This window comes from Kibdelosporangium aridum (assembly GCF_900176515.1).
Classification (GTDB): Bacteria; Actinomycetota; Actinomycetes; order Mycobacteriales; family Pseudonocardiaceae; genus Kibdelosporangium; species Kibdelosporangium aridum.
The window spans coordinates 149,422-162,356 of record NZ_FWXV01000006.1; the positions used below are offsets into that span (position 1 = coordinate 149,422).

The following is a 12,935-nucleotide window of genomic DNA, read 5'->3' on the forward strand; positions in this document are numbered from 1 at the left end:
GTTCTGCGCGTTGACCAGGTCCGTTGCGGTGCACAGCGGAACGGTCTTCAAGATCGCCCGCACCGGTAAGTATGGTGCTCGGGGTGAAAGCTGTGCGTCGATTCGCTGTCCGGGCCGGCCTGCCCGAGTCGCTGGCCGAGCTGGGCACTCTGGCCAACAACCTGCGCTGGACCTGGCACCCGCCCACCCAGGACCTGTTCGCCGCGGTCGACCCGCAGGCGTGGGAGCAACTGGGTGGCGACCCGCTGCGGATGCTCGAGCAGGCACCGGCCGAGCGGCTGCGCAGACTCGCCGCCGACGAGGAATTCATGATGCGGGTCCGCGCCGTGTCCGACGACCTGCGCCGCTACATGACCAGCGACCGGTGGTACCAGCGCAGGCAGGAAGAGCTCGCGCACCGGGCGGCCGGTGACCCGTCGGCGACCCGGCTGCCGAAGTCGATCGCGTACTTCTCGATGGAGTTCGGTGTCACCGAAGCGCTGCCGAACTACTCCGGCGGCCTTGGCATCCTCGCCGGTGACCACATGAAGGCGGCGTCCGACATGGGCGTGCCGCTGATCGGCGTCGGCCTGCTCTACCGGTCCGGGTACTTCCGGCAGTCGCTGTCGGCCGAGGGCTGGCAGGTCGAGCACTACCCGGTGATCGACCCGCGTGGCCTGCCGCTGGAGCCGCTGACCGAGCCGTCGGGCGTGCCGTTGCTCGTGCATGTGTCCATGCCGGGCGGCCGCGTGCTGCGGGCCCGGATCTGGAAGGCGAACGTCGGCCGCGTGCCGCTGCTGTTGCTCGACTCGGACGTCGAGGAGAACGACGCTGACCTGCGTGGCGTCACCGACCGGCTATACGGCGGCGACCAGGACCACCGTATCCGCCAGGAGATTCTCGCCGGCATCGGTGGCGTGCGTGCCGTGCGCACGTATTGCGAGCTGACCGGCCACCCGCAGCCCGAGGTGTTCCACACCAACGAGGGGCACGCCGGGTTCCTCGGCCTTGAGCGGGTCCGCGAACTCATGGCGGCCGAGGGCCTCGACTTCGACCAGGCACTGTCCGCCGTGCGCGCGGGCACCGTGTTCACCACGCACACGCCTGTTCCTGCGGGGATCGACCGTTTCCCGGTGGACCTGATCCGGCATTACTTCGGTGGCGGCAACTTGCTGCCGGGTCTCGACGTGCAGCGGGTCCTCGCGCTGGGCGCCGAGGAGAACGTGGGCATGTTCAACATGGCGCACATGGGTTTGCGCCTCGCGCAGCGCGCCAACGGTGTCTCGAAGCTGCACGGCGAGGTCAGCAGGTCGATGTTCGGCGGCCTGTGGCCCGGGTTCGATACGCATGAGGTGCCGATCAAGTCGGTGACCAACGGCGTGCACGGCCCGACATGGGCGGCGCGCGAGATCTTGAAGCTGCTCGGTGAGTCCGAAGTGGACAGTGAGGTCGGGCTGACCGGGTTCCAGCCGGTGACCGACGCCCTGTTGTGGGAACTGCGCTGCGGACTGCGTGAACGCCTTGTGCACGAGGTCCGCCGACGCGTGCGGGAAGCGTGGCTGCAGCGCGGCGCCTCGTCGCTTGAACTGTCGTGGACCGACTCGGTGTTCGATCCGAACGTGCTGACCGTCGGATTCGCCCGCCGCGTGCCGACGTACAAGCGGCTCACGCTGATGCTGCGCGACCCCGCCCGGTTGAAGGCGCTGCTGCTGGATCCTGACCGTCCTGTGCAGCTGGTGGTCGCCGGCAAGTCGCACCCGGCCGACGACGGCGGCAAGGCGCTGATCCAGCAGATCGTCCGGTTCGCCGACGATCCCGACGTGCGGCACCGGATCGTGTTCCTGCCGGACTACGACATGTCGATGGCCCGCTACCTGTACTGGGGCTGCGACGTCTGGCTGAACAACCCGATGCGCCCGCTGGAGGCGTGCGGAACGTCCGGCATGAAGGCGGCGTTGAACGGCGGCCTGAACCTGTCCATTAGGGACGGTTGGTGGGACGAGCTGTACGACGGCCGCAACGGCTGGGCGATCCCGACGGCCGACGGCGTCACCGATCCCGTGCGCCGGGACGACCTTGAAGCGTCGGCACTCTACGACCTCCTCGGTTCGCAGGTCGTGCCCACGTTCTACGACCGCGGTGCCGACGGCGTGCCCTCCAGGTGGATGGAACTCGTCCGGCACACGCTGGCGTCCCTCGGGCCGAAGGTCCAAGCGACCCGGATGGTCCGCGAGTACGTGGAGTCGTTCTACGCACCCGCGGCAACCTCGGCCGCGCGGGCGTCGTCCGAGAGCTTCCAGCAGGCCAAGGACCTGGCTGCGTACCGCGGCCGGGTCGACGCGGCGTGGCACCACGTGCGCGTGACCGACAGCGAGCTGACCCTGCCGGACGGCAAGACACCGGTGATCGGCGAACGCGTCCAGGTCCGGTCGTCGGTCGAGCTGGCCGGGCTGCAGCCCGGTGACGTCGAGGTCCAGGCGGTGGTCGGCCGCGTCGGCGACACGGACGACCTGCTCGACGTCGTCACGGTGTCGATGAAGCCGGACAGCGACGGGACGTACGTGGCTGAGCTGCCCCTGCCGCACGCGGGTGCGCTCGGGTACACCGTGCGGGTGCTGCCCAAGCACGACCTGCTCGCGTCCACCGCGGAGCTCGGCCGGGTCATCCTGGCGAACTGATCCGCATGCCCAGTCCCGTCTCGGGCGGGACTGGGCTATGCCTCGGCCTCCTCGGCCTCGACCAGCGGTTTCGGCCGCACCACCTCGGCGATCTGCTCGGCGATTTCCGTGATCGTGTACTGCCCGGTGCTCGATGCGATCTTGTCGGCGAGCAGCGGGCTTTTCCGGAGCACCTCTTCTTTGGTGATCTGATGCCAGATCGGCAGGATGAACTGCCCTTCGATCTGCCTGGCAAAGAATGCGCCCAACTCGTGCAGGGGCCACGGCCCGTTGAAGAAGGCGGGTGAAAGAACGACGACGCCGAACCTGCTCGACGCGATTCCCCGGTCGATCTCACCTCGGAGTGAATGGCCAATACGCAGTTCGAAAGTATCCATCCAGACGGAGATGTCCATGCTTTTCAGGGCATCTGCCAACGGCTGGGAAACGGCCTCCTTGTCTGCGCCCGCGTACGAGATGAAGACGTCCCGTTCATCGACGGTATCGCTCGGGAGTTTCTTGATCGTGGTGAGGCCGGTGTGCATGTCGTTTCCCGTCGTCCCTTTCGGCAGCTTGCCGGTGATCGTGGTCCACGTGCCCCTGAGGTGGCCGGGCCGTCCACCGAGATCTGCCACGCCGTACCAGCGTCCCGGCCATGGCACGACGAGATCGACTGGTGACACCTGGAAATGCCCGCCCACGTAGGCATACCGTTTCCCGGCTTTCATGCGCCTGAACCCTCGGCTGTCCACGAGGCGTACGTTTGCCGCGTGCCCGTCCATGCTGAACCTGGCGGTCACGCCCTTGGGTTGACGGCCCAATTTGCCTACCCAGATTTTGCCGGGACGCCCGGCGGTGTACTTGACATCCGTACTTCGGTGCAGAAGTTCCCATTTCAGCGATGGCCGGATGAACAACAAGATGAGCAAAGCCGTCTCGACCGCGACGATCCAACCCCAATTGTCGGCTAGCGCATCGAACATGTCAGCCCCGTCAGGTCCATGCGGCCTCAGTGCACGCAATCCTGACAGAAAGGGCTTGTTCGTCAAGCAGGCGTATGGGTGGTACGTAAGGTCGACGGGAGAAATTGACCAAGAATTGGCACAGAAAAGTCCACTAGGCCTGTGCGAGGTCGAGGCGGCTGCGGGTCAATGCGACCCGCGGCCACCACGGCACCAGTCGTTCGGCCTTCGCCAAGGTCTCGCGGGCCTTCGAGTTGTCGCCGGCGGCCATGTACGCGCGCGCGAGCGTGGCCAGGTCGTCCGCGCGGCCCAGGGAGCCGCAGTTGTTCTTGCACGCCGCGCGAGCCAGTCTGACCGCGAGCTGCGGATCACCGGCCAGCAACGCGATCAACGCGCGCACGCCGTCCAGCATGTAACTCGGTTTGCCCAGTTCGACGGCCTCATTCACGGCTCGCGCGGCGACCGGCAGGCCGTCTTGGGCGTTGAGCTGGCCGGCTTCGATGGCCGCGCCTGTGAGTCCGGCGACCGCGGCCAACGCCGCCGCCGCGTCCTGGCCTTCGGCATCCGACATCCCGATGGCCAAGGTCAGGGCTTCGGCGTACCGGCCTCTGGCCTCCAGGACGAGCACCCGCGATGCGCGCACCTTCTGCGCTGAAGGGTTGGCGACCGTCAGCTGGTTGACCAGGCGTTCCGCCGCGTCCAGTTCGCCCGCCTGCACGAGCTCGAGGACCTGCAACACGCCCGGTGTGTCTTCTTTCTCGCGTCTCACCAGGGCAAGGCTCACCACGGCCGCTACCCCGCCCAGGGCTGCCGCGTAGTCGATCAAGGCGGCTGCCGCCGCGACTGCGGTTCCGGCGGTGATCGCCGCTGTTCTGTGCCGGGACTTGACGGAGAACAGTGGGGGAAACGCCCGAAAGGTCACCCTGATGCCCATGACGGGATAGCCCACCGCCGCGGTGGCCACCAACCCTGCCAGCGCGAACAACAGTCCCGCGATCGACTGGTGGATGGCTATGCCCACCACCGCGACCGCGAGATACGTCCCGTAGCGAACTACCCGCACAAGCCAGGGACGTTACGCACCCATCGGTCCTATCCCCATGTCCTGCGGGGTGTCCATCGGGGCAACTTAGGTGATCGGCGTCGTTGTGCCTGGTCGCGTGGGCAGGCCTGCGGCCTTCCACGCCCGGAAACCACCCACGAGGTCAGTGGCGTTGCGCAGCCCGACGGCCTGCAGGTCACGGGCGGCGAGGCTGGCGGCGTAGCTCTCGTTGCACACGACGACGACGCGGGTGTCGGCGTCGAAGCCCTCGATGCGGTGGTCGCCGCTGGGGTCGAGCCGCCACTCCAGCACGATCCGCTCGATCACGACCGATCCGGGGATCTCGCCCTCGGCGGCACGGTTGTGCGCGGGCCTGATGTCGACGATCAGCGTGTTCGGGTCGTCGAGCAGGTCCGCCGACGGCTCGGCCCGGTCGAGGCCCGCGCGGGCAGTGGCGAGGATGTCGTCGATCGCGCTCACGGTTCGACAGGTTCCTTTCGCAGGTCGGCCAGAGACCGGTGGGCCGGAAGCGGCGGAATCTCCGCGGGGATGTCCGCGAGGCTCACGTACTCCCGGGTCGGCACCAGCGGCGGCGAGTACGCGTGCACGCTCGCGGCCGGCGCCTTGGACAGGTTCAGCACCTGGTGGGCCCGCCCGGCGCCGAAGCCGATCGCCGACCCGACGCCGTGTGACTGGCTGCGGATCGGGCCGCCGGGGTACCGGTAGAACTCGGCCACTTCGCCGGTCAGCACGGTGAACGATCCCGCGGCACCACCATGGTCATGTGGCTCAGTCTGCTGGCCGGGAAGCCAGGACAGCAACCAGAGCTCGACACCCTCGGTCAAGGCCAGCCGTGCCCACCAGCGCTGCGGCGACGTGTACCGAAGGATGTTCAGCAACGACGACGTCAACTCGGACGCCACCGTCGACGTGAGGTTCTGCAGCTCACGAGGCGTCCACAGCACGCGGGACGGATGCAGCAGGTCGGGCAGCAGCGGATCGGTGATGCCGGCATGCAGCTCGACATCGGAAACTGACGCGGTCATGACAAGTTCTCCAGGCAACGAGTGTCGGGTGTAGGAAAGCGACACGCGGCACGGAGAAAGAATTCAGAACCCGTACCGCGCGGCGGTACACCCGCACAAGTTGAGCTTCTGGAGGTCAACTGTGCGGTCGCGCCAGGTGAGCAACGACCGGGTCATATGCGCATGGTGCCATGGCCGCGGGGCCTCGGAAAACCGCTCTCACCAGCTGGACAGGGTCAGCGGCGGGCTCGCAGCAGGAGCAGGGACCGTGGCGGCACGGTGATCGTCGCGCCTGGTTCGAGTGGCTCAGGCTCCGAGGGCTTGCCGTCAGGCGACCCGGTGTCCAGTACGGGCTCGAAGTCCTCGCCGTAACGGGCCGACGGCAGCGTGAACGCGGCGGGGTCGGCGCCCGCGTGCAGGATCAGCAGCCACGAGTCGTCGGACACGAGCTCGCCACCGCGGGTCCGGGACAGCGCCTCCGACCCGTCGATCCACATGCCCAACGACCTGGCGCCGTCGTCGAACCAGTTCTCGTCCGACATCGGGCAGCCGTCCGGCCGGAACCACACCAGGTCCGGTTCGCCCGAGCGGGTTGGCCTGCCGTCGAAGAAGTGCGGCTGCCGCAGCGCGGGAGCGTTGGTGCGCAAGCTGATCGCGTGCCGGACGAACGCGGTCATGTCCAGCTGCTCGTCACCGCGCTCCCAGTCCACCCATGAGGTCTCGTTGTCCAGGCAGTACGCGTTGTTGTTGCCGCCTTGCGTGCGCCACCGTTCGTCGCCTGCGACAAGCATCGGCGTGCCAGTGGACAGCAGCAAGGTCGCGACGAGGTTGCGGGCCTGACGGGCGCGTAGCGCGCGTATTTCCTTGTCGTCGGTCTCGCCTTCGGTTCCACAGTTCCACGAGCGGTTGTCGTCGGTGCCGTCGCGGCCGTCTTCCCCGTTGGCCTCGTTGTGCTTGTGGTTGTACGAAACCATGTCGCGCAACGTGAACCCGTCGTGTGCCGTGACGAAGTTGACCGACGCCCACGGCCGCCGCCGGTTCAGCGCGTACAGGTCGGATGAACCTGACAGCCGGTAGGCGAGGTCACGTACGCCCACCGCGCCACGCCAGAAATCCCTGACGGTGTCGCGGTATCGACCGTTCCATTCAGTCCACTGAGGACCAAAGCCGCCGACTCGGTAGCCTTCGCCGGTCGCGTCCCACGGTTCGGCGATGAGTTTGCACCCGGCCAGCACGGGATCTGTCACGATCGCGGTCAGCAAGGGCGAGTTCGGGTCGAACGCTCCGGCGTGTGGTCGCCCGAGGACGCTGGTCAGGTCGAACCGGAAGCCGTCGACACCGAGTTCGTCGGCGAAGTACCGCAAGGAGTCCGTGACCATCCGGACCACGGTCGGCGAGCCGCTGTTCAACGTGTTGCCGCACCCGGTGATGTCCCGGTCGTAGCCATCCGGCCCGAGCACGTAGTACGCCGGAGCATCCAATCCGCGGAACGACAGCGACGGACCGGCGGCACCGCCCTCGCATGTGTGGTTGTAGACCACATCGAGGATCACCTCGATGCCTGCCGCGTGCAGCGCGGCGACCATCGTGCGGAATTCCTCGATCTCGCGGCCGGGTTCGCTCGCGTAACCGTTGTGCGGCGCGAAAAAACCAAGTGTGGAATATCCCCAGTAGTTGCTGCGGCCGGTGTCGCGCAGGCCGGGCTCGGAGCTGATCGCGTGGATCGGCAGCAGTTCCACCGCGGTGACGCCGAGGCGCGCCAGGTAATCCGTCACCGAGGGGTGCGCCAATCCGAGATATGTGCCGCGTTGGTTCTCCGGCACCTCAGGATTCTGTTTCGTGAAGCCACGCACGTGCAGCTCGTAGATGACGGACTCTTCGAACGGCACCTCCGGCTTCGTGCCCGTGTCAGCCCCGCCGGGCGACGTCACGACGGACAACGGCACGGAGCCGAGGGAATCGACACGCGACGGCACGCCGTCCATCAGATGGCCGACGTAGTCCAACGTGTCCGACATACGTGTCACGTCACCGGTGATTCGCCGTGCATACGGGTCCACCAGGAGCTTCGCCGGGTTGCAGCGGATCCCACGACCCGGGTCGTAGGGCCCGTGCACGCGATATCCATACCGCTGACCAGGCGTGACACCGGGAACGATGCCGTGCCAGATGCCAAACGTGTGCTCGGGCAGTTCGATCCGGCGTTCGGTGCCGTCCTCACTGATCAGGCAGACCTCGACGGCTTCGGCGACCGACGACGCCACGGCGAAGCGCACGCCGCCTGACTCCGGATGCGCGCCCAGTGGGAACGGGCGGCCGGCGAGAAGGCTCGGGAACTCGCGAGGTGAAGTCGGCACGGTCCTATCTTCGCAAGGATCACCGACAGGCAGACTCGATCGCGTCGCCAAGCCAGCCGTTCGGAGCATCAAGTGCAGGGCCGCTAGGCGCCGAAGTAGGGGCATAACCGCAGGTCATGAGACAATGGGGTTGAGCCCTGGCTTAGGAGAGGTGCACAGTGAGCACTGTGATGTGGCCGGACCACCTGCTGTCTCTGGCGGACTGGGATGCCCTCCCCGAGGACAACTCCCGTCAGTACGAGCTCGCCGAAGGGGTACTGCAGGTGTCACCACGCCCGGTGTCGAACCACCAATGGGCCATCACCCAGCTGGTCATTCAACTCGGCACGCAATTGCCAGCTGACCTCGCGGTGCTGCCCGATGTGGAGGTCGTCGTCGTCGACAGCTTCCCGCCAACGGTCCGGGTCCCGGATGTAGTCGTTGTTCCCACTGCGGTTGCCAAGGGCAACCCGGCTCGCTACGCCGCCAAGGATGTGCTTCTCGCAGTCGAGGTGATCTCGCCCGGCTCCCGTCGCATCGACCGGGTCACCAAGGTCAATGAGTATGCCGAGGCCGGGATTCCGGATTACTGGATCGTCGATCTCGACAATCCCGTTTCGATCACCGCGTTCCAACTGATCAACGGTGACTATGAGCTCAACGCCGAGGTCGACGACGTGCTCTCGGTCACCGCACCCGCGCCACTCACCGTGAACGTTCGCGACCTCGTGCCGTAAGCCACCACCCCCGGTTGGCCACTGCTGTGCGGGCGGACGACAGAATGAAGGTGTGAGCGAGCAGAGCGTCCCGGACAACATCGACGACCTTGTGGTGCACATGGCCGATGTCGGCGTGCGCCGCGGCGGCAACAAGCTGCTCACGGGGGTCAACTGGAGCGTGGAGCTCGACGAGCGTTGGGTGATCCTCGGCGGCAACGGCGCGGGCAAGACGACCCTGCTGCGGATGGCCGCCGCGGAGATGCACCCGTCCAACGGGACAGTCCATGTGCTCGGCGAGCAGCTGGGCAAGGTGGACATGTTCGAGCTGCGGCCGCGGATCGGGTTCTGCTCCGCCGCGACGGCCAACCGGTTCCCGCCGGACGAGAAGGCGCTCGACGTGGTCGTGAGCGCCGGTTACGCCGTGATGGGCCGCTGGCGCGAGGAGTACGAATCGCTGGACACCGGCCGCGCGCAGCAGTTGCTGGACGGTCTGGGTGTCGGCCGGTTCGCTGATCGCATGTTCGGCACGCTGTCCGAGGGTGAGCGCAAGCGTGTCCTCATCGCACGCGCGATGATGACCGACCCCGAGTTGTTATTGCTGGACGAGCCCGCCGCCGGTCTCGACCTCGGTGGCCGGGAGGACCTCGTGGCCAGGCTCAGCGAGCTCGCCATGGACCCGGACGCCCCCGCGACCATCCTGGTCACCCACCACGTCGAGGAGATCCCGCCGGGGTTCACCCACCTGATGCTGCTCTCGGCTGGCGCCGTGGTCGCCCAAGGCCTCATCGATGACGTGCTGACCAGCGAGAACCTGTCCGCGACCTTTGGCCAGAAGCTGCAGCTGGAACGCTCGGGTGATCGGTTCTTCGCCCGGCGCGCCTGACCTGCCTACTGGAAGGTAACCTCCGAGCATGGGTGAGTTCGTCAAGCTCGAGGTAGCGGACGGGATCGGCACCATCCGGCTGGACCGGCCGCCGATGAACGCGTTGAACCGGCAGCTCCAGGCGGAGTTGCGGCAGGTGGCGATGGAGGCGGGCGAGCGGCCCGACGTCAAGTCCGTGATCATCTACGGCGGCCCGAAGGTGTTCGCGGCCGGTGCGGACGTCAAAGAGTTCGCCAAGATGGGGCACACCGACATCGCGGACTACGCCCCCGAGTTGTCCAAGACCCTCACGGTCGTCGCCGAGCTGCCGAAGCCGACGGTCGCCGCGATCACCGGGTACGCCCTGGGCGGCGGCTACGAACTGGCGCTGTGCTGCGACCGGCGGATCGCCGGCGACAACGCCAAGGTGGGCCAGCCGGAGATCCTGCTGGGCATCATCCCCGGCGCGGGCGGCACGCAGCGCCTCGCGCGGCTGATCGGCCCGAGCAAGACCAAGGACATCATCTACACCGGCCGGTTCGTCGAGGCCGAAGAAGCACTCAAGATCGGCATGGTCGACCAGGTCGTGGCGCCCGACGACGTGTACACCGCGGCGCAGAAGTGGGCGGGCCAGTTCACCGGCGCCGCGACGCGTGCGCTGGCCGCGGCGAAGGCCGCGATCGACGGCGGGCTGGACGGTGACCTCAACGCCGGGCTGCGGCTGGAGACGGCGCTGTTCACCGGACTGTTCTCGACCGAGGACCGGACTGCCGGGATGGAGTCCTTCATCGCCAACGGCCCAGGAAAGGCGACCTTCAGTGGCAAGTGACCCCGCGCCCAACCCGCACGCGACGGCCGAGGAAGTCGAGGCGGCCTGGCAGGACCCGAAGCTCGCCAACGTGCTGTACCACGACTGGGAAGCGGGCACTTACGACGAGAAGTGGTCGATCTCGTACGACGAGCGCTGCATCGAGTACGCCACCGGCCGCTTCGAGTCGGTCGCCGGCAAGGACGGCTGGCCGTACGAGACCGCGCTGGAACTGGGCTGTGGCACGGGTTTCTTCCTGCTGAACCTGATGCAGGGCGGCGTGATCAAGAAGGGCTCGGTGACCGACCTTTCGCCGGGCATGGTCCAGGTCGCGCTGAACAACGCTCGCAACCTCGGGCTGGACGTCGACGGCCGGGTGGCCGACGCGGAGCGGATCCCGTACGACGACAACAGTTTCGACTTGGTCGTCGGGCACGCGGTGCTGCACCACATCCCGGACCTGCCGACCGCGTTCCGTGAGGTGCTGCGGGTGCTCAAGCCGGGCGGGCGGTTCGTGTTCGCGGGCGAGCCGACGAAGATCGGCAACGCGTACGCCCGCAAGCTCGGCCAGATCACCTGGTGGCTGACCACGAACATCACCAAGCTGCCCGCGCTGAACTCGTGGCGCCGTCCGCAGGAGGAACTCGACGAGTCCTCGCGCGCCGCGGCGCTCGAAGCGGTCGTGGACCTGCACACGTTCGACCCGACCGAGCTGGAGAAGCTGGTCCGCGACGCGGGTGGCGTGAACGTTCAGGCGAAGACCGAAGAGCTGGCGGCCGCGTTGTTCGGCTGGCCGGTGCGCACGTTCGAAGCCGCTGTGCCACAGGAGAAGCTGACGTTCGGCTGGCGAATGTTCGCCTACCGCGCATGGCAGCGACTGTCCTGGGTGGACGAGAACATCCTGCGCGGTGTGGCGCCGCGTGAGCTGTTCTACAACGTGATGATCACCGGCACCAAGCCGTGAGCCGTGGGATACCGCTTCACCCTTGAGGACGTCGCCTTCCTCGGCTCACCGGCCGGTGAAGCGGCCCTCGCTGAGATCGACCAGTTGGCGCTGACGTCGGCGAGCTACCTCGCCGACGTCAGCACCGCTCGGCGTCTGGCAGGCGATCGTGCGCCGATGCTGTTGGAAACGGTGTTGCTGCGCCGAAAAGCACTGTCCAAATTAGACGTGTCCGGGTGGCTGTTCACGGATGACGCGTTGCAGCAGGCAACCCCGTGGCAGGTCGCGGCACACCGAGCGCAGCGGTTCGCCGGCCGTGTTGTGCATGACGTGACGTGTTCCATCGGCACGGAACTCGTTCACTTGAACGGTTTCGCGGTGGGTTCGGACCTGGATCCGGTGCGGCTGGCCATGGCACGCCACAACACGGGCCGCCCAGTCGTCCAAGCGGACGCCCTGCGTCCGGTCACGCGTGACGCGGCGATCCTGGCCGACCCGGCCCGCCGGGATTCTTCGGGACGGCGGCGCTGGCGTCCGGCGGATTTCACCCCGCCCCTGGATGCTTTGGCTTCCGTCTACCGGAACCGGGATATGGCGGTGAAGTGTGCGCCGGGGATCGACGCGGCTGACGTCCCGTGGGCGTCGGAGATCGAACTGGTGTCGTTGGACGGCCAGGTCCGCGAGTCATGCCTGTGGACCGGATCGCTTGCCACGCCGGGAGTCACCCGCCGGGCAACGGTACTGCGGTCCTCAATGGACGCTTGGACGATCACCGACGCGTCGCCGGACACCTGCCCGGTGACGCCGCCGGCCGAATGGATCATCGACCCGGATGGTGCCGTTGTCCGCGCTGGGCTCGTCCGCAACTACGCGGCCGCACATGGGCTCGCGCAGCTGGATCCGCGGATCGCTTACCTGACCGGAGACCAGCCACCGCCGGGGATTCGGGCGTTCCGCGTGATCGAATACGGCCGGTACTCCGAGAAGTCGTTGCGCCAGTTGCTGGCCAAGCATGACGTCGGGCGGCTGGAGATCCTGGTTCGCGGGCTGGACGTGGATCCGAACGCTTTGCGCCCCCGCCTCAAGTTGCGGGGAGAGGCGGAGGCGACTGTGGTGCTGACCCGAATCGGCCACACACCAACAGCTCTGCTGTGCAAAGCCGAACGCATTCCGGGCTGACGCCTGCTCGCCTCGACAGCCCGAGAGGCGAGCAGTGGGAGCGTCACCTTGCCCAGGGGAACCGCGGATGACGGGACCGTCGGCCCCCCTCGGGCCGGCGGTTCCGCTCCAGCACCGGGCGAGATCGTCATCGTGCTGGCTCGGGTACCCCTTCGGCCGAGTTACGGCCGAGACGCCACGCCCAGCGCCATCCGTCGAGCACCGCGACCACAGAGCCCCCGACGGCAAGCAGGAACGCCAGTCCTGCGGCGCCTTCCATGGTCGCGGTGCTCAGCACCACCGTGATCGCCCAGATCTGCATGGCTGTGAACGGGATGGCGATGCACGCGGCGAAGAATCCGCGGCGCCACTTGCCTGGGTCCGGAGCCGGAAGAAACGGGTCCATGTGCGCCCCCTCCTTGGGTTTCGTACTTACGATGAAAC

Annotated in this window: 12 protein-coding genes; 6 read left to right on the forward strand and 6 right to left on the reverse strand. The window is 67.4% G+C overall.

Annotation, left to right across the window (positions count from 1 at the left end; genetic code table 11):
• Positions 1-83: 83 nt before the first annotated feature.
• Positions 84-2,657 (forward strand): alpha-glucan family phosphorylase, encoded by a 2,574-nt coding sequence (gene glgP / locus B9C43_RS31320; RefSeq protein ID WP_084430783.1) that lies wholly within the window; start codon positions 84-86, stop codon positions 2,655-2,657.
• A gap of 35 nt (positions 2,658-2,692) precedes the next feature.
• On the opposite strand, the gene B9C43_RS31325 is transcribed toward glgP, so the two are convergent.
• From B9C43_RS31325 to glgX, 5 genes are all read right to left on the reverse strand, one after another.
• Positions 2,693-3,619 carry a DUF1883 domain-containing protein gene (locus B9C43_RS31325; RefSeq protein WP_084430496.1) on the reverse strand — a complete coding sequence of 309 codons (927 nt, stop codon included), beginning with the start codon at positions 3,617-3,619 and terminating at the stop codon, positions 2,693-2,695.
• 133 nt (positions 3,620-3,752) lie between these two features.
• Positions 3,753-4,661, reverse strand: coding sequence for a tetratricopeptide repeat protein (locus B9C43_RS31330; protein ID WP_084430497.1), 909 nt, complete (start codon positions 4,659-4,661; stop codon positions 3,753-3,755).
• Between the two features lie 66 nt (positions 4,662-4,727).
• A complete protein-coding gene (locus B9C43_RS31335) occupies positions 4,728-5,120 on the reverse strand; it encodes a rhodanese-like domain-containing protein (protein WP_084430498.1) in 393 nt (130 codons plus the stop codon).
• Positions 5,117-5,686 (reverse strand): cysteine dioxygenase, encoded by a 570-nt coding sequence (locus B9C43_RS31340; protein ID WP_084430499.1) that lies wholly within the window; start codon positions 5,684-5,686, stop codon positions 5,117-5,119. Before B9C43_RS31340 ends, B9C43_RS31335 begins: the two co-directional genes overlap by 4 nt.
• Before the next feature lie 215 nt (positions 5,687-5,901).
• Complete coding sequence (gene glgX / locus B9C43_RS31345) at positions 5,902-8,022, reverse strand: glycogen debranching protein GlgX (protein WP_235038955.1); 2,121 nt, start codon at positions 8,020-8,022, stop codon at positions 5,902-5,904.
• Positions 8,023-8,180: 158 nt separating this feature from the next.
• Here glgX and B9C43_RS31350 point away from each other — a divergent pair, with 158 nt between their 5' ends.
• The 5 genes from B9C43_RS31350 to B9C43_RS31370 are packed head-to-tail and all read left to right on the forward strand — an operon-like array spanning position 8,181 to position 12,512.
• A complete protein-coding gene (locus B9C43_RS31350) occupies positions 8,181-8,738 on the forward strand; it encodes a Uma2 family endonuclease (protein ID WP_143446726.1) in 558 nt (185 codons plus the stop codon).
• A gap of 52 nt (positions 8,739-8,790) precedes the next feature.
• The gene (locus B9C43_RS31355; RefSeq protein ID WP_084430501.1) at positions 8,791-9,603 is read left to right on the forward strand and encodes an ABC transporter ATP-binding protein; all 813 of its coding nucleotides are present in this window, start codon (positions 8,791-8,793) and stop codon (positions 9,601-9,603) included.
• Positions 9,604-9,631: 28 nt separating this feature from the next.
• Positions 9,632-10,411 carry an enoyl-CoA hydratase/isomerase family protein gene (locus B9C43_RS31360; RefSeq protein ID WP_084430502.1) on the forward strand — a complete coding sequence of 260 codons (780 nt, stop codon included), beginning with the start codon at positions 9,632-9,634 and terminating at the stop codon, positions 10,409-10,411.
• Positions 10,401-11,354, forward strand: coding sequence for a class I SAM-dependent methyltransferase (locus B9C43_RS31365; RefSeq protein ID WP_084430503.1), 954 nt, complete (start codon positions 10,401-10,403; stop codon positions 11,352-11,354). The genes B9C43_RS31360 and B9C43_RS31365 overlap by 11 nt, the downstream gene beginning before the upstream one ends.
• Positions 11,355-11,357: 3 nt before the next feature.
• Positions 11,358-12,512, forward strand: coding sequence for a THUMP-like domain-containing protein (locus B9C43_RS31370; protein WP_084430504.1), 1,155 nt, complete (start codon positions 11,358-11,360; stop codon positions 12,510-12,512).
• Between the two features lie 127 nt (positions 12,513-12,639).
• Here the strand turns inward: B9C43_RS31370 and B9C43_RS31375 are convergent, their stop codons facing one another.
• Positions 12,640-12,897 carry a hypothetical protein gene (locus tag B9C43_RS31375; RefSeq protein WP_033384930.1) on the reverse strand — a complete coding sequence of 86 codons (258 nt, stop codon included), beginning with the start codon at positions 12,895-12,897 and terminating at the stop codon, positions 12,640-12,642.
• Positions 12,898-12,935 lie beyond the last annotated feature (38 nt).

Excerpts from the sequence above, each read along its gene's own strand:
- B9C43_RS31325 (WP_084430496.1), bottom strand. The coding sequence starts at position 3,619 with ATGTTCGATGCGCTAGCCGACAATTGGGGTTGGATCGTCGCGGTCGAG.
- B9C43_RS31340 (WP_084430499.1), bottom strand. The coding sequence starts at position 5,686 with ATGACCGCGTCAGTTTCCGATGTCGAGCTGCATGCCGGCATCACCGAT.
- B9C43_RS31360 (WP_084430502.1), top strand. The coding sequence starts at position 9,632 with ATGGGTGAGTTCGTCAAGCTCGAGGTAGCGGACGGGATCGGCACCATC.
- B9C43_RS31375 (WP_033384930.1), bottom strand. The coding sequence starts at position 12,897 with ATGGACCCGTTTCTTCCGGCTCCGGACCCAGGCAAGTGGCGCCGCGGA.